21 protein-coding genes are annotated in these 23,629 nt (G+C 67.0%); 13 read left to right on the top strand and 8 right to left on the bottom strand.

The genetic code is table 11. The annotated features are described in order from the left end of the window. Positions 1 to 30: 30 nt before the first annotated feature. Together ACLARN_RS37575 and ACLARN_RS37570 are read right to left on the bottom strand one after the other, a co-directional pair. Complete coding sequence (locus ACLARN_RS37575) at positions 31 to 1,191, bottom strand: HAF repeat-containing protein (protein ID WP_409496238.1); 1,161 nt, start codon at positions 1,189 to 1,191, stop codon at positions 31 to 33. A gap of 210 nt (positions 1,192 to 1,401) precedes the next feature. Then, complete coding sequence (locus ACLARN_RS37570; RefSeq protein WP_409496237.1) at positions 1,402 to 2,775, bottom strand: flavin monoamine oxidase family protein; 1,374 nt, start codon at positions 2,773 to 2,775, stop codon at positions 1,402 to 1,404. Positions 2,776 to 3,237: 462 nt separating this feature from the next. On the opposite strand from ACLARN_RS37570, the gene ACLARN_RS37565 reads away from it, so the two are divergent. Together ACLARN_RS37565 and ACLARN_RS37560 are read left to right on the top strand one after the other, a co-directional pair. After that, entirely contained in the window at positions 3,238 to 3,516 is a 279-nt protein-coding gene (locus ACLARN_RS37565; RefSeq protein ID WP_409496236.1) for a type II toxin-antitoxin system Phd/YefM family antitoxin, read from the top strand. Beyond that, positions 3,509 to 3,913, top strand: coding sequence for a type II toxin-antitoxin system VapC family toxin (locus ACLARN_RS37560; protein ID WP_409496235.1), 405 nt, complete (start codon positions 3,509 to 3,511; stop codon positions 3,911 to 3,913). The genes ACLARN_RS37565 and ACLARN_RS37560 overlap by 8 nt, the downstream gene beginning before the upstream one ends. A 98-nt stretch (positions 3,914 to 4,011) precedes the next feature. Here the strand turns inward: ACLARN_RS37560 and ACLARN_RS37555 are convergent, their stop codons facing one another. Further along, positions 4,012 to 4,299, bottom strand: a complete 288-nt coding sequence (locus ACLARN_RS37555) for a DUF3892 domain-containing protein (protein WP_409496234.1) — start codon at positions 4,297 to 4,299, stop codon at positions 4,012 to 4,014. 428 nt (positions 4,300 to 4,727) lie between these two features. On the opposite strand from ACLARN_RS37555, the gene ACLARN_RS37550 reads away from it, so the two are divergent. Beyond that, complete coding sequence (locus ACLARN_RS37550) at positions 4,728 to 6,092, top strand: DUF4365 domain-containing protein (RefSeq protein WP_409496233.1); 1,365 nt, start codon at positions 4,728 to 4,730, stop codon at positions 6,090 to 6,092. Positions 6,093 to 6,504: 412 nt separating this feature from the next. Here ACLARN_RS37550 and ACLARN_RS37545 read toward each other — a convergent pair whose 3' ends face one another. Then, a complete protein-coding gene (locus tag ACLARN_RS37545; RefSeq protein WP_409496232.1) occupies positions 6,505 to 7,182 on the bottom strand; it encodes an MBL fold metallo-hydrolase in 678 nt (225 codons plus the stop codon). Positions 7,183 to 7,289: 107 nt separating this feature from the next. Here ACLARN_RS37545 and ACLARN_RS37540 point away from each other — a divergent pair, with 107 nt between their 5' ends. Beyond that, complete coding sequence (locus ACLARN_RS37540; protein WP_409496231.1) at positions 7,290 to 8,525, top strand: acyltransferase family protein; 1,236 nt, start codon at positions 7,290 to 7,292, stop codon at positions 8,523 to 8,525. A 77-nt stretch (positions 8,526 to 8,602) separates the two neighbouring features. Further along, entirely contained in the window at positions 8,603 to 11,458 is a 2,856-nt protein-coding gene (gene uvrA / locus ACLARN_RS37535) for an excinuclease ABC subunit UvrA (RefSeq protein ID WP_409496230.1), read from the top strand. A 72-nt stretch (positions 11,459 to 11,530) separates the two neighbouring features. Here the strand turns inward: uvrA and ACLARN_RS37530 are convergent, their stop codons facing one another. Then, positions 11,531 to 12,169 (bottom strand): fibronectin type III domain-containing protein, encoded by a 639-nt coding sequence (locus ACLARN_RS37530; protein WP_409496229.1) that lies wholly within the window; start codon positions 12,167 to 12,169, stop codon positions 11,531 to 11,533. 256 nt (positions 12,170 to 12,425) lie between these two features. Here ACLARN_RS37530 and ACLARN_RS37525 point away from each other — a divergent pair, with 256 nt between their 5' ends. The 4 genes from ACLARN_RS37525 to ACLARN_RS37510 are packed head-to-tail and all read left to right on the top strand — an operon-like array spanning position 12,426 to position 14,871. Further along, on the top strand, positions 12,426 to 12,977 hold the full coding sequence (locus tag ACLARN_RS37525; protein ID WP_409496251.1) for a sigma-70 family RNA polymerase sigma factor: 552 nt from the start codon (positions 12,426 to 12,428) through the stop codon (positions 12,975 to 12,977). After that, entirely contained in the window at positions 12,974 to 13,687 is a 714-nt protein-coding gene (locus tag ACLARN_RS37520) for an anti-sigma factor family protein (RefSeq protein WP_409496228.1), read from the top strand. The genes ACLARN_RS37525 and ACLARN_RS37520 overlap by 4 nt, the downstream gene beginning before the upstream one ends. Beyond that, entirely contained in the window at positions 13,684 to 14,157 is a 474-nt protein-coding gene (locus ACLARN_RS37515) for an SRPBCC family protein (RefSeq protein ID WP_409496227.1), read from the top strand. The genes ACLARN_RS37520 and ACLARN_RS37515 overlap by 4 nt, the downstream gene beginning before the upstream one ends. Positions 14,158 to 14,166: 9 nt before the next feature. Further along, entirely contained in the window at positions 14,167 to 14,871 is a 705-nt protein-coding gene (locus ACLARN_RS37510; protein WP_409496226.1) for a carbon-nitrogen hydrolase family protein, read from the top strand. Here the strand turns inward: ACLARN_RS37510 and ACLARN_RS37505 are convergent. Continuing rightward, complete coding sequence (locus tag ACLARN_RS37505; protein ID WP_409496225.1) at positions 14,850 to 16,259, bottom strand: MFS transporter; 1,410 nt, start codon at positions 16,257 to 16,259, stop codon at positions 14,850 to 14,852. The two genes, ACLARN_RS37510 and ACLARN_RS37505, sit on opposite strands and share 22 nt — an antisense overlap. Before the next feature lie 100 nt (positions 16,260 to 16,359). Between ACLARN_RS37505 and ACLARN_RS37500 the strand changes: the two genes are divergently transcribed. After that, positions 16,360 to 16,761 carry a winged helix-turn-helix transcriptional regulator gene (locus ACLARN_RS37500; RefSeq protein ID WP_076157104.1) on the top strand — a complete coding sequence of 134 codons (402 nt, stop codon included), beginning with the start codon at positions 16,360 to 16,362 and terminating at the stop codon, positions 16,759 to 16,761. 78 nt (positions 16,762 to 16,839) lie between these two features. On the opposite strand, the gene ACLARN_RS37495 is transcribed toward ACLARN_RS37500, so the two are convergent. Further along, positions 16,840 to 18,162, bottom strand: coding sequence for a cation:dicarboxylate symporter family transporter (locus ACLARN_RS37495; RefSeq protein WP_409496250.1), 1,323 nt, complete (start codon positions 18,160 to 18,162; stop codon positions 16,840 to 16,842). 203 nt (positions 18,163 to 18,365) lie between these two features. On the opposite strand from ACLARN_RS37495, the gene ACLARN_RS37490 reads away from it, so the two are divergent. The 3 genes from ACLARN_RS37490 to ACLARN_RS37480 all read left to right on the top strand — a co-directional run bounded on the left by ACLARN_RS37490 (position 18,366) and on the right by ACLARN_RS37480 (position 21,358). Continuing rightward, positions 18,366 to 19,970, top strand: a complete 1,605-nt coding sequence (locus tag ACLARN_RS37490; RefSeq protein ID WP_409496224.1) for an ATP-binding protein — start codon at positions 18,366 to 18,368, stop codon at positions 19,968 to 19,970. After that, complete coding sequence (locus tag ACLARN_RS37485; protein WP_409496223.1) at positions 19,967 to 20,635, top strand: response regulator; 669 nt, start codon at positions 19,967 to 19,969, stop codon at positions 20,633 to 20,635. The genes ACLARN_RS37490 and ACLARN_RS37485 overlap by 4 nt, the downstream gene beginning before the upstream one ends. Positions 20,636 to 20,809: 174 nt before the next feature. Further along, on the top strand, positions 20,810 to 21,358 hold the full coding sequence (locus tag ACLARN_RS37480) for a snapalysin family zinc-dependent metalloprotease (protein WP_409496222.1): 549 nt from the start codon (positions 20,810 to 20,812) through the stop codon (positions 21,356 to 21,358). A gap of 346 nt (positions 21,359 to 21,704) precedes the next feature. On the opposite strand, the gene ACLARN_RS37475 is transcribed toward ACLARN_RS37480, so the two are convergent. Further along, positions 21,705 to 22,958, bottom strand: a complete 1,254-nt coding sequence (locus tag ACLARN_RS37475; protein ID WP_409496221.1) for a choice-of-anchor Q domain-containing protein — start codon at positions 22,956 to 22,958, stop codon at positions 21,705 to 21,707. Positions 22,959 to 23,629: the final 671 nt, after the last annotated feature.

Here is a 23,629-nt window from a genome sequence, read left to right as displayed (position 1 = left end):
AACTCGACCAGCGCCGCCGGGGATCACTGTCTAGTCGAGTGTCCAGTACACCGCGTGGGATTTCCCGGTGGCGGTGGAAGCGGTTCCGACGACGCGGCCGCCGTCGGTGATCCGGTAGGCCTGGCTGCGGTTACCGCCGGGCAGTTTGCCGAGCTGCCTGCGTTCCCCGTTCCGGAACCAGGCTGTCGCCTGACTCTGGAAAGTGCCCACGGCGGTGCCGGACGCGTCGACCGCTTCGGCGTCGGCGCCGAGGTTGTCGTCGGGCAGGACGGTGAGATTTCCGGCAGGGTCCCAAAGCACCGCTTGCCGGCGAGGGGGGTTGGCGTAGCCGGAACCGACCACGTAGCCGGTGGAACCGATGTGGTAGATCCAGACCGGATGCGGGCTGGTCCATGCCATGGGGTGAATCGTGCCGTTCTGATCCCAGGTCGCCGGGACAGTGGGTCCGCTACTGGCTTCGCGCTTACTTCCCGCGATCACACCGTGCTTGTTGATCACGTGCGCCCCGCTGCTCCAGCTCAGTGGTGCCAGTTCGGTGATCGGCCCGCCGTCCACCCATCGCACGGCATGGCCCGCTCCGGCGCGGGTGGCGCTGCCGACGATGACACTGCCGTCGTCGGAGATGCCGTCGACCATGCTCCAGGTTTCGCCGGGCAGCGCGCCCAGGTCGGTGGCCTGGCCGTCCGGGTCCCAGCGGAAGGCGTGGTACTGGTTGTCCGGCGTCGACCAGTTCCCGACGACGACCCCGGTGTCGCTGATCGCCCACGCGGTGGCGTTGTGATAGCCGGGCGCGAGCTGCAACGTGGTCGCGGTGCCGTCGGCGTCCCACCGCGTCGGTATGGCGGCGGTCGGAGTCAGCACATAGCCGGCGGAAACCCCGTGACTGTTGACGTCACGCACCTGCCCCTCGGTGGCGCCCGGTGTAGGCAGCGCCATGATCTGGCCGTTGGCGTCCCAGCGAACCGGAAGGCTGCGCTTCGGGTTCGGGCCCGCCAGCGACAGCCCCACCATCACCCCGGCCTCATTGACCGCCAGGACCGTACTGTCGTCGTCGCCGGGCAACGTCCCGAGATCCACCGGTCCGAGCGTGGTGGCCTGCGCGGTCCCCGTCATCGCGCCGGCGAACACGACAAGAGCCGCCATCAGCGACCAAGTCGATCTTCGGTGACCGGCCATACGATTCCTCATCATGATGACTCCCCAATCCCGATGTGGCAGCTTGCGATGTGCTGCCAGCCCCTGCCTTCGGAACAGTAATGCAAACACTTCGGGAATTGCTTCCACCAAAGCGACCAGTGAAACCGGCATGTGGCCTAGCCGTGCCCGGATAAAAAATGGGCGGTAAAAATACCGGTGTGCGCAAATGTTGTCGGGATAGTCAAAGAAAGGCCGAAACATTCGCTATCGTGATGGGTGGATGTCCTGTGCGACCGCGTCCGCGGCGGTCTCACCTGATCGCACCGCGCCGTCGATGTAGCCGTACCAGCGGGGCGAGGTTTCAGCTCCGGCCCAGTGGATTCGGCCGACGGGAGCACGGAGCGCGGGGCCGAGCTGGGTCCAGGCGCCCGGAGGGAACACCGCCGAGTAGGCGCCCCGGGTGAACGGCTCCTCGTTCCAGTTTCGCTCGACGAGCGTCACGGGCGTGCCGGCCTGCGGACCGAACAGCCGGGTCAGCGCGTCGAGGAAGGCTGTCCGGCGGTCGGCGGGGGAGCGAGTGGCGAGGTCTCGCGCGGTCGCGCCGTTGACGAAGCCGATCAGGACGCCGCGATTGCCGGATCGCGGGCTGCTGTCGGCCGTCAAGGCGATCGGCCCGCGCAGGCTGAGAGCGGCGCCGCTGAGGCCTGCTGTCCGCCAGAACGGTTCCGGGTAGGTGGCGATGTATTTGATCACGCTTCCCATGGGCAGTCGCTGCGACAGGTTGTCGCGGGCCGCCGGTAGCGGCGGGTGGTAGTCGATCCGGGCGGCGAGCGCCGGAGCGGCCGCGACCACCACATGCTTGGCCCTCAGCGCGGTCCCGTCGTCGACGGTCACCGTGACACCGGAATCGTCGCGCTCGATTCGCCGTACCGGTGCGTTCAGCCGCAGAGCCGCCCCCAGCCCGGCGGCGAGTTTACCGGCGAGTCCGTGCGCCCCGCCGTCCAACCGGTCCTGTTGCGCGCCGCCTTCGAAGTCGGTCAGCGCCGACAGGCTGCCCGCGGCCTTGATGTAGAACAGCGCGTGCAACAGCGACAGTTCGCTGGGTTCACAGGCCCAGATGGCTTGGCAGGCAAGGGTAAGAAACCGGCGCCCGCTTCGGGTCCGTACTGTGCGGTCGATCCAGGACCGCAGGGTCTGCCCGTCGAGCGCGCTCGCGTTCGGGCTGTGCCACGGTGTTTCGGTGTCGACCGTACGGGCGAGCCGGTCGAGGCGAAACCGCGCTCGCGCGACGTCGAGCAGCGTCAGCAGGCCGAGTTTCGGTGCCATGCCGCGAAACCGCAGCAACCGTCCGGTCTCGGTCTCGAGCACGTTCGCGCCCGCCGTGTACGTCGGGAAAGTAGCCACGCCGAGTTCCGCGGCCAGCGCGTAGACCCGGTCCTGGCCCGGTCCGATGAACTGACCGCCGAGGTCGGCGCCCTCGCCGTCGATCTCGACGCCGACCGTACGACCGCCGGCTTGGTGACAGGCTTCAAGGGCAACGACGTCAACCCCGTGCCGGCGCAGCCGATGCGCGCACACGAGACCGGCCATACCGGTGCCGACCACGACAACATCGATGTCGAAATGGTGGTGGGACACTTATATCTCCTTGGTGGGTCGGTCGTGTTCGTGACGTGCACGAACACGACAGCGCACCCACCTATCACCATGGCGCTGACTTTTGGATTCAGTTGTCGTGGAGATCTTTGATGGTTCACCGTCAGGGTGTCAAGCGATGGTGGGGGTCGGCCGAGGGATACGTGTCATTAGCCAGCTGGTTCAGACTGCGAAACGCAGGACCAGGAAGACGAATTCCGCCTCGACCGGCTGATGGAACTCTTCGGTCAGGCTCGCCCACCGAAAGCGCTGGCAGTAGTCCCGACCAGCTCCACGGCGACGACCACTCACTGCGGTACCGGGCAGCGGGAGGTTTGGAGCCACTAGTCATCAGCCGGGGTACGAACTGAGGGAGGTGCGAGCCAACTGCGTCGCGGGAATGGTTTGCCGAGGAACCCGCTAGGTGAGGTAGCTCGACGAGCTACGCTTGGCTACACTGGTCTCGTGAAGGTGATCACTCAGCGCGAGTTTCGTAACAACTCTGCTGCCGTCATGGATGCTGTCGAGGCTGGCGAGACCTACCACGTCACTCGTAACGGTGTCGAGGTGGCTGAACTGCGTCCTCTTTCGCGCAGACGCCGCCTGACCGCCGAAGAACTGGTTCAGCGGCACCGAGGGTTGCCGCGAGTCGATGCGGCCCAGATGCAGCAGGAAGCCGATGAGTTCTTCGGCACTGAGGACCGCGTGGATGCCGACGATGTGTGGGAGCGACGCCGTGGCTGAGCGTCACGGGACGGGTGTTTTGGACACCTGTACCTACATTGACCTCGGTCTCCTCGATGCCTCGGCTTTGCCTCGCGTGCCGGAGCTCACTGCGATCACGATGGCCGAATTGCATCAGGGCGTGGCGATGGCCAAAGGCGCGGCCGTGCGTGCGGCACGCACCGAGAAACTCGGTGCCGCCATCGTCGACTTCGCTCCGTTGCCGTTCGACGGTGATGCGGCAGCCCGATACGGGACGTTGGTGGCGCTGGTTCTCGCGGCCAACCGCGATCCACGGCCCCGTCGGATGGACCTGATGATCGCCGCCATCGCGTCTTCGCGAGAGTTGCCGCTCTACACTCGCAACGAAGATGACTTCAAAGGACTGGACAGCATGGTCGAGGTCGTCGCCATCTGAACCACCTCAGGCCCAATCGTCGAGTTGGTCTCCGGAAATCTTCAAGGTCCACGGTGCCGGGGCGCTGGCGCTGGAATGTCGGTATAGAGCTGGTGGAGTTACTTCCAGGTGCAGATTCTAAGGTTGTCCAGGTTGTTCGCCGTGGTGGAGTCCGCACTTGATCGCAATGTGCCGACACCGCATGCGCAGTCCCATTTGTGAACGTCGGCTCGTCGGCCTGCGCCGTAGGTGTGAAACGTGTTTCCATTGTTCATGAGGTTGTAGACTTGCTGAACGGTGAACCGTTGGCTCGCGGAGTTTGCATCTGCTCCTGTTCCGACTGCCGTGATGTGGCCGCCGGTCGTGCATCCGGTTTGATCGGTGCACACGATTCGATAATCTGTCATGGCATACCCCTTGCTTGCTGTCTGATGATCACCTCGGCTGTGGTGGTACGGATAGGTCGTGAGTCAATGATGCGGTGTTACAGACGCGAAGAAATCGCGTGAGTGCAATTGGCCAAGTGTTGGGTAGCCGATCAACCCCGTCCCGTTGCCGAACGGGGCCTCGCGGCTTCTCGAACGACCCGGCTGTTCATTACGACTCTCGACGGTCACCAGTCGCGTTTCGGTCGGGCCGCGGTGTGCTGATCTGTGGCCAGCGAGCTAGCGTGTCACGCAATCTTTACCGAGTAACGGATCCATACCTGGCCGAACTCGTCCGGTCGAAGTACTGAAATGAGCCACTGGCCACTATTCTCTGACTGTGTCCAATCAGTCGCGGGACCAACTGCTCGGCTGCCGTGCGCCATGATCTGGAGGGTCCATTGCCGAAGGTGCCTGACGCTCGCAGACCGAGCCGTGCGGCGGTCAACGCGCTGCGGGCGCTTCTGGAGCGACACGATCACATCGTTCAGGAAGTGGACGGCCAGAACGACTTCGGCGAGGACCAACACGTCACGTTCACCGAGGAGGGTGAGGTCACCGGCGACCTGGTCAAGATCCAGGTTAAAGGTGGCCGTTCGTGGCGCAGGGCCGACTGGTACGCCGTGCCGGTCGGTGACCACGGCGGCACCTGGGCCGACGGCAACATCCCGGTGCTCTGCGTTGTGCACGACCCGGACACCGACGGCCTCTACTGGGCCAATGCCACCAAGCAACTCCTGGCGGCGCGGCGCAAGGGCGAGGTGCTTAAGACGATCACCATCAGCCCGGATCAGAAGTTGGACGACGAATCCATTGCGGACTTCGTCGCCGAGGTCAGACGCTACCTGAGCCGCTATCGGGGCAACCGGATCATCCAGGCCCAGTTGGGCGAGATGGCAGGCGTCGAGTTCGGGCCATCGGACATCGTGCAGCACTATGTGAACGTGTTCGGCGAGGATCTGATCTTCTGGCAGCGCAGGGGCGAGGGATTCGCAACCCTGCTCCACAGCGACCTCGACTGGTATCCGGAGCACATTGGCCCTGAACATTTCCACCCCAACGGACGACCAGATCTGCTTCCCGGCATGTCCGTAGTGGCGGACACGATATTGGACACGGCCGAGGCGCAGTGGTTGGCGGCCTGCTTCGACGCGGCTCAGTGGGCTCGCAAACCCGCCGCTGACGATCCGCCGCTTCACACCAACATCGACGCACGTGACAACTACGTGGCCAGACGAGTTGAACACCATCTTCGGATCGAACCCGACGTCTTGACCCGGTCGATCCAGAAGTTCCGCACTGAAGCCACGGCCGACCACGATCTGATTGCTGTCGCCAAGGAGTTGGGCGCGGATGCCGAGGCGCTCTCGAAACCGTGGCGCGAGATGTCGGAAAAGGCGCGTCGGATCGTCACGTTCTACCTGGTCAAAGAAGTACGTGTGGGTCCACCTGCGCTGCCGATCGACGAGCAGTTCCGGATCGTTTGGCGATGCCCCCGGCCGACCGGGGAATACGGTTTCGGCGCGCGGGTTGGACAACCGAGTACTCGAAGGTCAGCGAACCGGGAGTTGGTATCGGCCTCCAAGCTCAGGCCGGGCGACAGGATCTACTGGCTGAGCCGTTACGGGAACGAACGCGGCCGGAGCGTGTCAGCCGTCTGGGACTCCGAAGACACACCCGGAACCGTCTGCGTGCTTTTCGACCAGCTGATTCTGGGAGACACTTTCTGGCCAGGGGAGTTGTTCGTCCGGAAGGTGTCCGCCAAGCCGCGCTGATATCGCAGCCAGCCCGACGATAAGACAGATCCGTTCGTGGATTGCCTCAACGACCGTCTCGTCCCCGTTCCAACGTGAGTTCAGCGCGTCGACCCCTCCCCGCTCGTTGAAGGCGTCGATCACTCCAGGCATATAGTCGGAGCTGACCTTTGGCAGCATGGTGACGTCCTGGACCGCCTGATCCCCGGCCGGACATCATCTGGCTTCGTGCCGGTCGGCTGGCGCGCCTGGTGAACCGCTTGAAAGAACCCTCCGCCGCGGTCAAACGAGTGAAATCGAGGGGATGCGCTCCGGCGCGCTCCGGGTCGGCAAGCTTCCGAGCCATCCAGCCTGCCCAGACCCCATTTAGCGGCTCTACAGCGAAACAGGGCCACCTATTGTGTAGGCAGCCCCGTCCTGAAACGCTGTCAGCTCACCAGCCGCGTTCGCGCCACTCCGCCACGTGCGGTCGCTGCTCACCCAGCGTCGAGTCGTCCCCGTGCCCCGGGTAGAACCACGTCTCGTCCGGCAGCTGGTCAAACAGACGCGACGAGACGTCGTCGACCAGGGACTTGAAGTCCTCCGGCGAGTTCGTCTTGCCGACGCCGCCTGGGAACAGTGAGTCGCCGGTGAACAGGTGCGGGTGTCCGGCCGGGTCGCGGTAGAGCAGGGCGATCGAGCCGGGGGTGTGGCCGCGCAGGTGGATCACTTCGAGGGTGACCTGTCCGACCTTGACCGTGTCGCCGTGCTCGACGAGGAAGTCCGGCGGGATCGGCAGCGGCTCGGCGTCCAGGGGGTGGGCGGCGGTGTTCGAGCCGTTGGCGCCGGCGACGGCGCCGAGGGCTTGCCAGTGGTCCTGGTGCTGGTGGGTGGTCACGACCGTCTTGAGCGCGGGGCGGTCGGGGCCGTGGCCGATGAGGTCGGAGATCCGTTCCGGGTCGTTCGCGGCGTCGATCAGCAGCGCCTCGTTCTCGGCGCGGCAGACGAGCAGATACGCGTTGTTGTCTATCGGACCGACCGACAGCTTCGTGATGGTGAGCGCGTCCAGGGTGCGGCGGGCGGCGTCACCGCCGGGCTCGACATGCCCGGTGTAGGTCTCGACGATGTTCACAACGCACACGGTAGTCGTTCCCCTGCAATCGGTTCCACCCGCACAGGCGACGCACAGGCATGGGACGTAGGCTCGCGTCGCCCAGCCAGCCGAGCCACAGGACTCCCGTGCCCGACCCTTCGCCGCCGACCGGAACGCGCAGTCCGCGCCGGATCAGTTGGGATCTACTCCGGGTGGTCGCCGTCTTCGCGGTCGTGCTCGGGCACATCACTCATCAGGGTGCACTCCTGCACCCGGAACTGGCGGGGTACCCCTTTCGGGTCACCGCTCAGTTCGGCGCGGCCATCCTTTTGGTGATTTCCGCCTTCTTCGTGTGCGCGAGTCTTCGAAAGGGTGAACCTCGACGGTGGCTGTGGAACCGGGTCGCGCGGCTGGTGCCCGCGTATCTGGTCGCGGTGATCGTCACCTACGTCGTCGCCCGGTACGCGACGATCCGGTTCAGCGGCCTGCCGTTCCCGCCCGGCCTCACCGGATTCCTGTTCGGCATCCCGCAGGGGCCGCCCGCCGACCCGTCGCCGTGGTACGTCCCCACCGGCTCCGACCTGCTCGCCAACCTGGGCATGGTCCAGGAATGGGGCTGGCGCTACGAGCTCTTCTACTACCTCGACGGCGCCTACTGGACGCTGCCGGTCCAGCTCATCGCGTTCACCGCCGCGGCCCTGCTGTGGCCACGCCGGTGGCGTACCCATCGGCTGACCGTCGGGCTGCTCTGGGCGCTGATCCTGGTCCCGCTCTTCCTCCGGTTCGTCGTGTTCGACCCGGTTTCGACGCCGAAGCTCGTGGAGACCTTCTTCTACGGTCTCGGCCTGCACCGAGTGCACGTCTTCGCCATCGGGATCGCGATCTGGCTGTGGGCGAAACGACGGCTGGCGCACTGGCATCTCGCGCTCTTCCTGCTCGCCGCCTGCGCCGCGCAGGACCTGCAAGTCTTCCCGTTCCACCAGGCCCTGCCCAACGATCCCGAGCGCTGGCCTTCGCTCATCGGTTTCGCGATCATGCTGCTGGCCGTCTGCCTCGCGGCGCGGGGACCGGACTGGCGGTTCCCCGGTCTCGCCCGGGTCGCCCCGGTTGTCACCTGGCTCGCGGGCATCTCGTATGGTCTTTATCTGGTGCACCAGGAACTCGGATACATCCTGGCCCGTGCCCTGCTGAACGTCGGAGTCCCCGGCTGGCTGCGTCTCCCCATCGTGCTGGCCGCCGCCGTGCTGGGGGGCTGGGCGATCACCGCAGGCGTGGAACGGCCGGTCCACCGGTGGCTCACCGCTCGCCGGGATCGACGCGAAAAGCCTGGAAAACCGCAGGTCAAGGACTCGGAACCAGTTTCTGTCGGTGGTGCCTCGTAGCATGGACGCGGCCGCCCGTGCAGCTATCGACCGGGACGGCGACCGCAGCTGAGAATGAAACCTGAAGGGACCCTGGCGTGGCTGATCGCCTCGTTGTTCGCGGCGCCCGCGAGCACAACCTCCGCGGCGTGGATCTCGACCTGCCCCGCGACAGCCTGATCGTGTTCACCGGTCTGTCCGGGTCCGGGAAGTCGAGCCTCGCCTTCGACACCATCTTCGCCGAGGGGCAGCGCCGTTACGTCGAGTCGCTGTCGGCGTACGCGCGCCAGTTCCTCGGCCAGATGGACAAGCCGGACGTCGACTTCATCGAGGGCCTGTCGCCCGCGGTGTCGATCGACCAGAAATCCACCTCGCGCAACCCGCGTTCGACCGTGGGCACCATCACCGAGGTCTACGACTACCTGCGTCTGCTCTACGCCCGCGCCGGCAAGGCGCACTGCCCGCAGTGCGGCGAGGCGATCAGCAAGCAGACCCCGCAGCAGATCGTCGACCAGGTGCTCGCCATGGAGGAGGGCACTCGCTTCCAGGTGCTCGCGCCGGTCGTACGCGGGCGCAAGGGGGAGTACCTCGACCTCTTCGAGAACCTCCAGCAGCAGGGCTACGCGCGTGTCGTGGTCGACGGGACGATCCACCCGCTCACCGACCCGCCGAAGCTGAAGAAGCAGGAAAAGCACCAGATCGCCGTCATCATCGACAGGCTCTCGGTGAAGACGAGCTCACGGCAGCGGCTCACCGACTCGGTCGAGACGGCGCTCCGGCTGGCCGACGGCCTGATCGAGCTGGAGTTCGTCGACCTGCCGGAGAACGACGCGCACCGCATCCGCGGCTTCTCGGAGAACCTGGCCTGCCCCAACGGCCACCCGCTGGCGATCGAGGACCTCGAGCCGCGGTCGTTCTCGTTCAACGCGCCCTACGGCGCCTGCCCCGAATGCACCGGTATCGGCGTCCGCAAGGAGGTCGACCCGGAGCTCGTGGTCCCGGACGACGAGCTTTCCCTCGGCGAGGGCGCCATCGCGCCGTGGGCCGGTGGCCAGAGCGCGGACTACTTCATCCGGCTGCTCGAGTCGCTTTCGGAGACCGTCGGTTTCCGGATGGACACGCCGTGGCGCAAGCTGCCGGCGAAGGTCCAGAAGGCCGTCCTGCACGGCGTCGACGACCAGGTCCACGTTCGCTACAAGAACCGGTACGGCCGCCAGCGTTCGTATTATGCGAGCTTCGAGGGTGTCATCCCGTTCCTCGAGCGGCGCCAGGAGCAGACAGAGTCCGAGTACATGCGCGAGCGGTACGAGGGCTACATGCGCGAGGTGCCGTGCCCGGCCTGTCAGGGCACGCGGCTCAAGCCGGAGATCCTCGCGGTCACCCTCGAGCACAAGACGCAGGGCGACCGGTCGATCGCCGAGGTCTGCGCCCTCTCGATCGCCGAGGCGTCGCAGTTCCTCGACGAACTGGAACTCGGCAAACGCGAGACGGTGATCGCCGGCGCGGTGCTCAAGGAGATCCAGGCGCGGCTGCGCTTCCTCCTCGACGTCGGGCTGAACTACCTCTCGCTCGACCGCGCCTCCGGGACGCTGTCCGGTGGCGAGGCGCAGCGCATCCGGCTCGCCACGCAGATCGGCTCCGGCCTGGTCGGCGTGCTGTACGTGCTGGACGAGCCGTCGATCGGGCTGCACCAGCGGGACAACCACCGGCTGATCGAGACGCTGGTCCGGCTACGAGACCTCGGCAACACGCTGATCGTCGTCGAGCACGACGAGGACACCATCCGCTCCAGCGACTGGGTGGTCGACATCGGCCCCGGCGCGGGGGAGCACGGTGGCCACATCGTCCACAGTGGACCGTACAAGAAGATCCTCAAGAACAAGGAATCGATCACCGGCGCCTACCTGTCGGGCCGCAGCAAGATCGAGGTCCCGGCGATTCGGCGCCCGATCGACAAGAAGCGTCAGCTGACCGTCGTCGGCGCCCGCGAGCACAACCTGCGCGGCCTCGACGTGTCGTTCCCGCTCGGCTGCCTGGTGTCGGTCACCGGTGTCTCGGGTTCCGGGAAGTCCACGCTGGTCAACGACATCCTCGCGACCGTGCTGGCGAACAAGCTCAACGGCGCCCGCCAGGTGCCGGGGCGGCACACGCGCGTCAACGGTCTGGCAGGCGTCGACAAGCTGGTCCGCGTCGACCAGTCGCCGATCGGCCGCACCCCGCGGTCCAACCCGGCCACCTACACCGGCGTCTGGGACCACGTGCGCAAGCTGTTCGCCGCGACCACCGAGGCGAAGGTGCGCGGCTACCAGCAGGGCCGGTTCTCCTTCAACGTCAAGGGCGGCCGGTGCGAGGCCTGCGCCGGTGACGGCACGATCAAGATCGAGATGAACTTCCTGCCGGACGTCTATGTCCCCTGCGAGGTGTGCAAGGGCGACCGGTACAACCGGGAAACCCTCGAGGTGCACTACAAGGGCAAGACCGTCTCCGACGTGCTGAACATGCCGATCGAGGAGGCGGCCGAGTTCTTCGAGCCGATCAAGGCGATCCACCGGCACCTGGCCACCCTCGTCGACGTCGGCCTCGGCTACGTCCGGCTCGGGCAGCCCGCGCCGACGCTGTCGGGCGGTGAGGCGCAGCGCGTGAAGCTCGCCAGCGAGTTGCAGAAGCGGTCCACCGGCAAGACGGTCTACATCCTCGACGAGCCGACCACCGGTCTGCACTTCGAGGACATCAGCAAGCTGATCGGCGTGATCAACGGGCTGGTGGACAAGGGCAACACGGTGATCGTCATCGAGCACAACCTCGACGTCATCAAGACCTCGGACTGGATCATCGACATGGGTCCCGAGGGCGGTTCCGGTGGCGGCACCGTGATCGCGGAGGGCACGCCGGAGTACGTCGCTTCGGTCGAGGAGAGCTACACCGGTGAGTTCCTGAAGACCGTCCTCAAGTAGTCCTGAGCGTGTTATGAAAGGTCCGTTCATAACAGAATTTGTTATGAACGGACCTTTCATAACATCCGGGGGCTATTCCGTGGGCTTCCCCGTCGTCCGGTCCACAACCGGCGAAGCGGTCCCGTAGTAGAAGGCGCGCAGCCGGTACGAGGCGCCCTCTTCGCCCGGCATCGAAGCGAGCCCGGCCGACGTCGTCCCCGGATCCGACATCTCGATCGGCACGAAGTCGGGGGCGCCGGGTTTCCTGATCTCCACGAGGAAACCGTCCTCGTCGCTGGAGCGGTCGGCCCAGCTGAATCGCACCATCTCCTCCGCGGCGGGCTCCGCCCGGAACGATGCGGGAGCCGCCGCCTGGCCGCCTGTGCGGAGCGAGACCGCCGGTCCCGAGCCGGACACCACAGAACCGGAGACCGTGACATCGTCCGACACGGCACCGTAGAAAGGCCGGATCCGGTAGTAGAACCGCGTTTCCGGGATCAGGTCCGGATGCCGGTAGGTCGTCTGCCGCGGCGGCACGAACTGCAGGATCGTGTAGTCCCCGTGCGGATCGGTGGTGTATTCGACGACCCGCCCCGCGACGTTCGGATCGTCGTCGGGCCAGCTCAGGGTGACGTTCACCGGGTCCGTCAGTGTCGCGGTGAAACCGGGTTCCGCACCGCAGCCCGACATGAAAGCGACCGCCAGCAGCACGGCCGCGAGTTTCCTTGGCACGCCTCGACCCTCCCGGGAATCAGGCGGCGGAGTCCGGAGGCGTCAGCATACGAGCGCGTCCAGTGATCGACAAGACCCGGTTGAACCGCTCCGCGGTGCCGTCCGTGTGGGAGGCAAGAGGAGGCGGCCATGGAGTACCGAGGAGAGGCCGGTGCCGATGCACAGTTCGATCGCGGCGCGTGCCGAACGATCCACTTTGCCCCTGCGGGTTGCAGTACTGTCCTCGCCGACCCAGAAGACCGTCGGGAGGACACGAGTGGCGATCGGAGGCTGGCGGCCCAAAAAGGCCAAAGGCGAGGACTTGGTCCGGCACTTGTACGCCGAACACGGGCGAAGCCTGCTGGCGTACGCGACGAGGCTGACCGGGGACCGCGCGGCCGCGGAGGACGTCGTGCAGGAGACCTTGGTCCGGGCCTGGAAGCATGCCGAAGACCTGGAGAACGACGCGAAGGGATCGGTGCGGGGCTGGCTGCTCACGGTCGCCCGGAACATCATCACCGACCGCGCGCGGGCCAGGGCGGCGCGTCCGCCGGAAGTGGCGGAGCCCGAGGAAGGCGTGCCCACCCCGGCGGTGTCGAAGGACCACGCGCAGAGCGTCGTGGATTCCATGGCCGTGCTCGGAGCGATGGACGGCCTGTCCACGGAACATCGTGACGTCCTGGTGGAGATCTACTACCGGGGCCGGACGGTGGCCGAAGCGGCGAGATCACTCGGCGTCGCCCCGGGTACCGTTAAGTCGAGATCTTATTACGCGTTACGGGCGCTCAGAGCCGTGATGTCGGGAACCGGGAAGGAGGTAGCGCGATGAGTGCGGTGGGACATGACCAGGGCCAGCTCGCCGCCTACGTCCTCGGCGGGCTCACCCCGACGGAAGCGGCCACGTACGAGACGCATCTGGCGAACTGCCCCACGTGCCGTCGTGAGGTACGCGAGCTGAGCGAGCTGCGGTATCACCTCGACGAGGTGCCGCCGGAGGCGTTCCTCGAAGGACCTCCCGAGGGAGGCGACCTGCTTTTGCAGCGCACGCTGCGTCAGGTCCGCGACGAAGAAAGCACCCAGGAGCAGGCGAAGCCTCGCCGGTTCCTCGCGATCGCCGGAGCCGCCGTGCTGGTCGTCGTGGCGCTGGGCGCGGGCGTGCTGGTCGGACGGCAGACGTCGCCCGAACCGTCGACAGTGGCCTTGCCGGTGCCGACGGCGACCGCCCCGGTGGCGGGCACCCGCGATCTCGCGGCCACCGACCGGGACACGGGCGCGCAGCTGGCGGTCCGGGTCGTCCCGGCGGTGGGCTGGGTCCGGCTCCACGCGAAGGCCGAAGGTGTTCGTGAAGGTGAGAAGTGTCAGCTCGTCGTGGTGACCAAGAGCGGCGAGCGGGTCAACGCGGGCAGCTGGCTGGTTTCGGCGAAGGGCGAGAAGGAGGGCACCGGGATCGACGGTTCGGCACTGGTCGCTCCGAACGACGTGGCCTCGGTCGACGTCGTGACCATGGACGGCCGGAACCTGGTGTCGGCGCGGGTATGACGGGTTCGCACGCGGGTCGCGGAGGCGGTTGGTACCGCTTCCGCGACACGTGGGTGCTTCCCGCCTCGCCCAAGGCCGTTTTCGACGCCGTCGTAGACCTCGCCGCGTATCCGCTGTGGTGGCGTGACGTCCGCTCGGTCAGCCAGGTCGACGAGGACACCGCCGAGCTCGTCTGCCGGTCGAGGTTGCCGTACGCGCTGACGGTGCGCATGCATCGTGTCCGGCAGGACGAGGGCGAGGGCCGGGTGCGGGTCCTGCTCACCGGCGATCTCGAAGGGACGCTGGCGGGCTCACTGACCCCTGCGGACGGCGGGACGCGGCTGGAGATCACGCAGGAGGTCGAGGCGCGGAAACCTTTGCTGCGCAAGCTCGACCGCATCGCCAGGCCGGTGTTCCGGATCAACCACGCGCTGATGATGCGACGGGGGCAACACGGATTACAGGGGTATCTGGGAGCTTCGGCGGGTTAGGCTCCCGCCATGCGTGTCGCCACCGTGCAGCCGTTCACCGTCCCGGCGGATCTTTCCGCGAACATCGCCGAACACGCGAGGCTGCTCCGGATCGCGGACGCCGACCTCTGTGTCTTCCCCGAACTTTCCCTGACCGGCTTGGAGATCGAGGCGCTCGCCGCCGATCCGGGACTCTGGCTCGCGCCGGACGATCCGCGTCTCGAACCACTTCGGGAAGCTTGCCGCGCAGGCGGTGTCCACGCCGTCATCGGGCTCCCGCTCTTGGAGGGCGGACGGCGGTTCATCGGTTCGCTCGTCCTCGGTCCCGCCGGTGAAACTGTTGCCACGTATGCGAAACGCAATCTCCACAACACCGAGGAGGAGCTGTTCGACGCCGGGGAGCGGCAGGTGATCATCGACGTCGGCGGCAAGCGGCTCGGCCTCGCGACCTGCCTTGACGCCGCCAACCCGGACCACCCGAGGGAACTTGCCGAAGCCGGCGCCGAAGTCTACGTCCTCAGCGCGCTTTTCAGCGAAGGCCAGGAACAGCGGCTGCTCGACCAGGTCGGCGTCGCGGCCGGGTACGGGATGTGGGTGGTGCTCTCCCAGTATTCCGGCAAGACCGGCGGCATGGCCGCGTTCGGCGGCAGCGGGGTCTGGAGGCCCGGAGGCGCCGCCGAGGTGCGCCTCGGCGGCGAGGTCTCCGAATGGGCCTACGCGACGATCACCTCCTGAGCCTTCCTTTCGCGCAGCGCCACGGCCGCGACGAAGACGGCGAGAGCGAGTAGTCCGGCACTCAACGCGTACGCGGTCCGGTAGCCGCCAGCCAGCGCTTCGGGCATCGCCGTGCCTTCGGCCAGCAGTGACCCGGTGTGGGACGCCGCCGCCGTCGCGAGCACCGCCGTACCGACAGCGGCGCCGATCTGTTGCGTGGTGTTGATCAGTCCGGAAGCCACTCCGGCATCGGCGGGCGCGGCACCCGACATCGCCTGACCCATCAGCGCGGGCATCGCCGCGCCGAACCCGACGCCCATCAGGACGAGCGCGGGCAGGACGTCCGTCGTGTAGTTCCCGTCCGCCTCGACGGTGGTGAGGAAACCGAGTGCCAGCGCGACCATCGAAAGCCCGGTGACGAGCACCGTCCGCGCCCCGAAACGGTGGTTCAGCTTCTCCGCGAAGACCAGCGACATCACCGCGATCGAGACCGGCGCGGGCAGGAAGGCGAACCCCGTGCCCAGCGCGTCGAGCAGGAGCACCCGCTGGAGATAGAGCGCGGTGATGAACTGGAAGCCGAACAGTCCGGCGACCATCAGGACCATCACCGTGTTCGCGCCGGACACCACCCGGCTGCGGAAGATCCTCAGCGGCAGCAACGGGTTTCGCGCTTTGGCCTGCCGGAGCACGAATCCGGCGAGCAGCAGCAGCGACACCGCGAGCAGCCCGAGTGTGCGGGCGTCGGCCCAGGTGTACTCCTCGGCCTTGACGATCGTGTACACCAGCAGCATCAGCCCACCGGTGACCAGACCCGCACCGGTGACGTCGGTGCCGCCGCGCAGTCCGGGCCCTCGATCGTCCGTGAGCAGCCGGACCGCCAGCACCAGCGCGACCGCGCCGATCGGCAGGTTGATGTAGAACGTCCAGTGCCAGTCGAGCAGCTGGGTGAGCGTGCCGCCCGCGATGAGCCCGATCGACGCACCGGCGGCCTGGGTGAAGCTGTAGACGCCGATGGCCTTCGCCCGCGCCCGCGGTTCCGGGTAGAGCGTGGTGATCATGCCGAGTACGACGGCCGAGGCGAGCGCGCCGCCCGCGCCTTGCAAGAACCGGAACACGACGAGCTGGGTTTGGTCCTGCGCGATCCCGCACAGCAGCGAGGCGAGGGTGAACACGCCGAGTCCGGCGAGGAAGACCCGTTTCCGGCCGATCAGGTCGCCCAGCCTGCCGGACAACAGGAGCAGCCCGGCGAACGCGATCAGGTAGGCGTTGACCACCCAGGCCAGGGTGGACGGCGTGAAGCCGAGGTCGTTCTGGATCGCGGGCAGCGCGACGGCGACGATCGAGCCGTCGAGGACGACCATCAGTGAGACGGCGCAGAGCACGGCGAGGGCGAGAGCGCGCTGTGGCATTGTGAATCCTTAACGGTTTCCCCAGGTGATGCCTTGGTGCATCACTTGTAACAGCGCTCATCTTGTGTGACTCTGTTCCCTGCCGGAAGGAGGCACTTTGATGTCCCAGGGGAACACCGATGTGACCGCGCAGGCCAGGGTGGTCGACCCGGAAAAACTCGAGGTGTGCACCGTGCTCGAGGTGATCAACCGGATCAGCGGGAAGTGGGCGATCGGCATCCTGCTGGAGGCCACGCGCGGTCCCGTGCGGTTCACCGAACTGGAACGGTCGGTCGAGGGGATCAGCCGCCGGATGCTCACGCTGACGTTGCGGAACCTCGAACGCGACGGCCTGCTGATCCGTACCGTGTACCCGACCGTGCCGCCGAAGGTGGAGTACGAGGCCACAGCGATGGCGAAGGAGCTGTACGCGTCGCTGAGCGGCCTGCTGCACTGGGCGGAACGCCATCGCGACTCGATCGCCGCGTCCCGTGTCGTTTACGACGAGAAGGTCAGCGCCTGACACCACAGGTCCCGGAAACGAAGAACCGCGGTGCGAGGACGGGGGACCCTCGCACCGCGGTTTCACTCATGCCGCGCGCTAAGCGTGCGCCACGGCTTTCTCCCGGTCGTCGTCACGGCCCTCGTGGGGATCCGAGGCGTGATCGTCGATCAGGGTGGCTTCGTCGAACGGGGCCTGGCCGCTGAACACCTGGTTCGCCCGGTCGCGGTCGAACTCCTTGGTCCACGTACCGACCAGGACGGTCGCTACGGCGTTGCCCGCGAAGTTGGTCAAGGCGCGGGCTTCGGACATGAACCGGTCGATGCCGAGGATGAAGCCGACGCCGTCGACCAGTTCCGGCCGGTGCGACTGGAGGCCGCCCGCCAGCGTCGCGATACCGGCGCCGCTGACGCCCGCCGCGCCCTTCGAGGCGATGATCATGAACAGTAGCAAGGAGATCTGCTCGCCGAGTGCGAGCGGCTGGTCCTGCGCGGTGGCGATGAACAGCGTCGCCATGGTCAGGTAGATGGCCGTGCCGTCGAGGTTGAACGAGTACCCGGTGGGCACGGTAATGCCCACAACGGGTTTAGAGACGCCGAGGTGTTCCATTTTCGCGATCAGGCGCGGCAGGGCCGACTCGGACGACGAGGTCGACAGGATCAGCAGGAACTCACGGCCGAGGTACTTCAGCAGCGTGAAGATGTTGATCCGCGCGCCGAGCCACAGCACCGTTCCGAGCACGCCGAACACGAACACCAGGCAGGTCAGGTAGAACCCGATCATGATGACGGCGAGGCTGCGCAGCGCGCCCCAGCCGGTTTCCCCGACGACGGCGGCGATCGCGCCGAACGCGCCGATCGGGGCCGCCCACATGATCATCGCGAGGATCCGGAACACGAGCCGCTGGATGTGCTCGATGCCGCGGCGGATCGGTTCGCCCTTGGTGCCCAGCTTCTGGACGGCGAATCCGGCGAGCAACGCGACCAGCAGCGTCTGCAAGACCTGGCCTTCGGTGAAGGCGGAACCGAAGCTGGTCGGGATGATGCCGAGCAGGAAGTCGACGGATCCTTCGCCGCCTTCGGCCTGAGTGTGCGCCTTCGCGGCGGCGGCCGGATCGAGGTGCAGGCCCTCGCCCGGGTGGAGGAGGTTGCCGACGACGAGGCCGATCGCGAGCGCGAACGTCGACATCATCAGAAAGTAGCCGAGCGACAGCAACCCGACCTTGCCGACCTTCGCGGCCTTCGCCACCGATCCGATGCCGAGCACGATGGTGCAGAAGATGATGGGGGAGATCATCATCTTGATCAGGTTGACGAATCCGGTGCCGAGGGGCTTGAGTTCTTTGGCCAGACCTGGCGCGGCGAACCCGACGATGATGCCGAGGAGCACCGCCACGATCACGGCCACGTACAGGTAGTGCATCTTGTCTCGGCGACGCGGCGCCGCTTCGGGCGTTGTAGGCACCTTTGCCTCCAGCTCAGGGGGTGTCCGGGATTGCCGGTCACTATCACCCGGCCAGGTGAGCTGGGTCACGGTTGTGTTCATTGAGTTCGCGCGAGTGGTTTCCGGGGAATTCCGTCCGGGCGGACCGAGCGGCCCGGGTGCCGGTGTGCTGGTATGGGTGCGTGCCCTCGACGACGCGGACCCGGACCAGGCGCGGTTCTCTCGCCCGCCAGCTGCTGGTTCTCCAGCTCGTGGTCCTTTTCGTGCTCGTCGCGGCAGGGGTGACCTTCGCCTACCTCGATTCCGTCAGGGCTACCGAAGACCGGGCGCGGGATCAGGTGCTCACGGTCGCCGAAGCGGTGGCTGACGCGCCAGGAGTCCTCTCCGCACTGTCCACATCGGAGCCCAGCCGGATACTGCAGCCGTTCGCGCAGAGTGTCCGCACGGACACGGGCGTGGACTTCGTGACCATCATGGACAAGAACGGGATCCGCTTCACCCACCCGAATCCGGAGCTGATCGGACAGCGGTTCATCGGGAACATCGGCGAGGCGCAACGCGGCGGCCGGGTCACCGAGACCTACGCCGGTTCGCTCGGCCCGTCCGAACGCGTCGTGGTCCCGGTGTTCGATACCGGAGGTCAGGTCGTCGCACTTGTCTCGGTCGGCATCACCGTCAAGGCGATTGACGCCGAACTGCGCGAACGCCTGTGGCCGCTGGTCGGTGTCGCGGCGGCGGTGCTGGTGGTCGGCGGGATCGGCAGTTATCTGGTCAGCGCCCGGCTCCGGCGGCAGACCAGGGGGATCGCGCCCGAGGAACTGAGCAACCTGTTCGAGTACCACGAAGCCGTCCTGCATTCGATGCGCGAGGGGCTGCTGCTCGTCGGCGGCGACGGGCGAGTGGTGCTGTGCAACGACGGCGCCCGCGCGCTGCTCGGCGTCGACGGTGACCCAGTCGGCCGAGAGCTGTCCACATTGGACATTCCTGAAGACCTCGTCGAAGCGTTCACGTCGGGGGAGGAGCGCACCGACGAACTCCACCTCACCGAAGCCAGGGTGCTCGTGGTCAGCACCGCGCCCGTGCGGTCGCGCGGCGAGGCGATGGGCACCGTCGTGATCCTGCGCGACCACACGGAACTCCAGGCGCTGACGGGTGAGCTGACCACGGTGCGCGGACTGGCCGAGGCGCTGCGGTCGCAGGCGCACGAGGCGGCGAATCGGCTCCACACCGTCGTTTCGCTGGTCGAGATCGGCCGTCCCGAACAGGCCGTCGAGTTCGCGACCGAGGAACTCGCGCTGGCGCAGGAACTCACCGACCGGGTGGTCGGCGCGGTCGCCGAACCCGTGCTCGCGGCGCTGCTGCTGGGCAAGGCGGCGGAGGCCAGCGAACGCGGCGTCGAATTCACGATCACGCCCGACACCGTCATGGAGGACTCGGACACCGGCGTCCCGCCGCGGGACCTGGTGACCATTCTCGGCAACCTGATCGACAACGGGATCGACGCGGCGGCGGGCAACGCCGGCGAGGCCGGGCGGCCCGGCGTCGAGGTCACCGTCCGGTCCGGCGCGGAGGGGTTGCTGCTGCGGGTCGCCGACACCGGCCCCGGCGTGGACGACGTCGAGGACGTCTTCCGGCGCGGCTGGTCCACCAAACCCGAGGACGGCCACGGGCTCGGCTTGGCACTGGTGGGTCAGGCGGTGCGGCGGCACGGTGGGACGATCGACGTCGGCCGCGACGAGGGCGCGGTGTTCACTGTGCGTTTGCCGCCGAAGGAGCCGACACGATGATCAAGGTGCTGGTCGTCGAGGACGAACCGGTCGCCGCCGACGCGCACCGGGTGTACGTCGAGAGAATGCCCGGCTTCTCCGTGTCCGGCGTCGTTCACTCCGGCGGCGACGCGTTGCGGTTCTGCGAACGCGAGCCCGTCGACCTGGTGCTGCTGGACTTCTACCTCCCGGACACACACGGGCTCGCGGTCTGCCGGTCGCTGCGCGCGGCCGGGCTCCCGATCGACGTCATCGCGGTGACCTCGGCGCGTGATCTGGCGCTGGTCAAGGCCGCCGTGTCGGTCGGAGTGGTGCAGTACCTGCTGAAGCCGTTCACGTTCGCTTCCCTGCGGGAGAAACTCGAGCGCTACGCCGAGTTCCGCGGCTCTTCGGGCGAGGTCACCGGGCAGGCCGAGATCGACCGGGCGCTCGGCACCCTGCGCACCACCGAGCGGCAAGCGCTGCCGAAGGGGATGAGCGGGCAGACCCTGGAGGCGATCACCGAAGTCCTCGCCTCGGCCGCGGACGGCCTGTCCGCCGGGGCGGCCGCGACCGCGATCGGTGCCTCCCGGGTCACCGCGCGGCGCTACCTCGAATACCTCGCCGACAACGGCCTCGCCCAGCGCGAGCCGCGCTACGGCCAGGTCGGCCGCCCCGAGGTCTGGTACCGGCCGAAAACCGTATAACGACCTATACGGCAGCTCGTGGTCGAATATCGTCGTATGCGAACACGTGCATGTCAATAGGGCGAAAGTGTTGGTAAATCACCAGCTGGCGGAAGCGACGAAAGTTGGTGCCCGTTCTCGGGTTTCGCTCCTAGATTCACGAACCATTCCGTTGTCCTCACAAGGAGTGGGTCCATGGCAAGGAAGTTCTTCGTCTCCGCGTCCGTGAGCTTGGCGCTGCTCGCCGTCCCGGTCACCGCGGGTCAGGCCACGGCCGCGGTCCAGCCTGCTCAGCAGACCGTGGCGGCGACCACGGTCTACTACGACGCCTCGGGAGCGCCCAGCTTCCGTGCCGCCATCCAGGCGGGCGTGGCGAACTGGAACAACTCGGTGTCCAACGTGAAGCTGCAGGAGAGCTCGTCAGGCGCCACCCTGCGCTACACCGAGGGCAACGACCCCTCGGGCTCGTACGCCGAGACCGACGGCCACGGCCGCGGCACCATCTTCATCGACTACACGCAGGCGCAGCAGTACAACCAGACACGGATCGCCGCGCACGAGACCGGCCACGCGCTCGGCCTGCCGGACAACTACCAGGGCCCGTGCTCCGAACTGATGTCCGGCGGCGGCCCCGGCCCGTCCTGCACCAACGCGAACCCGAACGCTCAGGAGGTCTCGCGGGTGAACTCGCTGTGGGCCAACGGGCTCGTCGCGGCGGGCGCCATCCAGCGCATCTACAACTGACGCTCGGAAGTCCGTGAAGGCCTCCTTCCCTACTCTCAAGGTCAGGGTCCCGGCAAAGTCGCAGAGTTGCTGGTCAGGCGGTGCTCTTGGTAATCCGGGCTTGACATCGTTAGTGCCCCGCAAGGGTCGAGCGGGGAGGATTCCGGACGTTGAACGTCCGGATTCTTCCCCGCCCGGGGGGCTCCGCAATCGGTGTGCCCGCTGACGGTGAAGGAATGGGGACATTCAACGTCCCGATTCCTTCATCGTCAGCCTCACGCAGGCGGCGAACAGCCACCTGACCTGCAAGATCTTAACTTTGCCGGGACCCCGACTCTCAAGGTAGGGAAGGAGGCCTTCACGGCGTTCAGCCCTGGAACTCGTAGGCCCCCGCGTCGACCCGGGCACCGGCGTAGACGGGATTCCCGTCGACGTCGCGGTCGTCGTACTTCGTGGTACCGAGATCGATCGCCGGGCTTCCCGCCTTCAGCACGAGGTTCGTCGCCGAAGTGAACTTCGGATCGGCGACCTTGTCCGTCGCCCCCACGGTGAACTGCCGCAGCCCGCCGAAGTAGACGTTGTGGTCGGTCGCGGTAAAGGTCGGGTCCGCGTAGCCGACCTTCAACGCCGCCTGGACGACGTTCTGCGTCATCGTCAGCATCTGGTTCGTGCAACCGCCGTAGCAGACGAAACCCTCCGACTCGGCGTTCGAGAGCCGCAGCGAGTTGTTGCGGAACACCGTCCCGAGCACCGGCCCGTTCCCGTCTTCGGCCCCGCGCGTGATGATCCCGCCGCGCGTCTTGGCGCCGAAGATCACGTTGTACTCGAAGACGTTGCCGGTCGAGACGCCGTCGGGATCCTTGGCGTCCGTGCCGAGTTCGGTGAAGGTCTCGTTGTCCTCGGAGATGTTGTGGTGGATGACGTTGCGGGATCCGTAGAAGATTTCGACTGCGGCGCCGTCGAGGCCGCCGAAGTCGTCGGACTTCGCGATCGAGCCGCTGATCCGGTTCCACCCGATGTCGGAGTCGTTGCCCTGGACCAATACGGCGAACGCGCCGGAGTCGTCGTTGCCGCCAGGGGTCACGACGGTCATGTGGTTGTTGTCGACGAGGTCGTTCTGCGTGACCTCGGTATGGTCTGCCGACGGTGCGATGTACACGCCCGCGCCGGCGCCGGTGATCAGGTTCGACAGCACCTTGTTGCGGTCGCCGGTCACCTTCACCCCGGCCCACGAGCAGCGCCCGGCGTCGGCCGCGACGCCGATTTGCAGGTCCCGCACGCGGTTGTCGTTGCCGGGCAGATCGACGCACGCTTCGGTGTTGCCCTTGACGATCGGGCGGGCACCGGTGCCGTACGCGCCGATCGTGACGCCCGATCCCTTGACGGTGAGGCCGCCGGGCCAGGCCGCGCCGCGCCGCAGCAGGACGGTGTCGCCCGCGGCGAACGTGGTCGCGGAAACCTTCGTCAGCGATTTCCACGGTGTCTGCTGCGAGGTGCCGCTCGCGGTGTCGCTGCCGGAGACCTGGTCGACGTAGTAGGTCTTCGGGGCGGCTTCGGCCGTCGTGAAGCCGGTGCACGCGACTGCGGCGAGCAGGCTCACGGAAAACAGTTTCCAGGACATTCCGCGGACCGTAACCACCTGCCGCACAAGGCTCGTACAAAGACCTCGTCGGCTCTAGCATGATCCGATGCGTCGGGCGTCGTGGATTCTCGGTCCGGTCGCGTTGCTGCTCAGCGCGGTGCTGGCGAGCAGCGGGATCGCGCCGATGCCGGTAGACCCCGCTCCCGCGTTGAACGATCTCTGGATCGCTACGGCGATCAGGGCGGTCACTGGACCGGCGGCGATCGCACGGTGTCGGTCCCGCTGCCGGACGGTCGCACCGCGTGGCTGTTCTCGGATACGTTCCTCGGCGAGGTGAACCCCGACCACAGCCGCCCGTCGGACAGCCCGATCGCCCGCAACACCCTGGTCGTCCAGCGGCCCGACGGCACGCTGGGGGAGACGCTGCACGGCGGCACTCCCGGCGATCCGGAGGCGCTGATCGGGCTCGCGGGCTCAGGGGAGCACTACTGGGTCGGCGACGGCGTCGTCGAAGGTGACGTCCTGCGGGTGCTCTACAACCGGTACAAGACAACGGGGCCCGGCGGACTCGACTTCCGGGGCACCGGGACCTCGCTGGCCACCTTCCGGCTGCCCGCGCTGACGCCGTCCGAGCTGATGGTGATCCCGGTGAGCGACCGGGTCGCGTGGGGATCGGAACTGCTCGAAGACGGCGGATACACCTACATCTA

It is taken from the genome of Amycolatopsis sp. cmx-11-12, assembly GCF_046269425.1.
In the GTDB taxonomy this organism is placed as follows: domain Bacteria; phylum Actinomycetota; class Actinomycetes; order Mycobacteriales; family Pseudonocardiaceae; genus Amycolatopsis.
The sequence above is the reverse complement of the archived record's forward strand: the minus strand, read 5'-3'. Positions and strand labels throughout refer to the sequence as shown.

Coding starts and splice junctions, on each gene's coding strand:
- ACLARN_RS37575 (WP_409496238.1), bottom strand. CDS start 1,191: ATGATGAGGAATCGTATGGCCGGTCACCGAAGATCGACTTGGTCGCTG.
- ACLARN_RS37555 (WP_409496234.1), bottom strand. CDS start 4,299: ATGACAGATTATCGAATCGTGTGCACCGATCAAACCGGATGCACGACC.
- ACLARN_RS37520 (WP_409496228.1), top strand. CDS start 12,974: ATGAGTGCGGTGGGACATGACCAGGGCCAGCTCGCCGCCTACGTCCTC.
- ACLARN_RS37515 (WP_409496227.1), top strand. CDS start 13,684: ATGACGGGTTCGCACGCGGGTCGCGGAGGCGGTTGGTACCGCTTCCGC.
- ACLARN_RS37510 (WP_409496226.1), top strand. CDS start 14,167: ATGCGTGTCGCCACCGTGCAGCCGTTCACCGTCCCGGCGGATCTTTCC.
- ACLARN_RS37505 (WP_409496225.1), bottom strand. CDS start 16,259: ATGCCACAGCGCGCTCTCGCCCTCGCCGTGCTCTGCGCCGTCTCACTG.
- ACLARN_RS37500 (WP_076157104.1), top strand. CDS start 16,360: ATGTCCCAGGGGAACACCGATGTGACCGCGCAGGCCAGGGTGGTCGAC.
- ACLARN_RS37495 (WP_409496250.1), bottom strand. CDS start 18,162: ATGCACTACCTGTACGTGGCCGTGATCGTGGCGGTGCTCCTCGGCATC.
- ACLARN_RS37485 (WP_409496223.1), top strand. CDS start 19,967: ATGATCAAGGTGCTGGTCGTCGAGGACGAACCGGTCGCCGCCGACGCG.
- ACLARN_RS37480 (WP_409496222.1), top strand. CDS start 20,810: ATGGCAAGGAAGTTCTTCGTCTCCGCGTCCGTGAGCTTGGCGCTGCTC.
- ACLARN_RS37475 (WP_409496221.1), bottom strand. CDS start 22,958: ATGTCCTGGAAACTGTTTTCCGTGAGCCTGCTCGCCGCAGTCGCGTGC.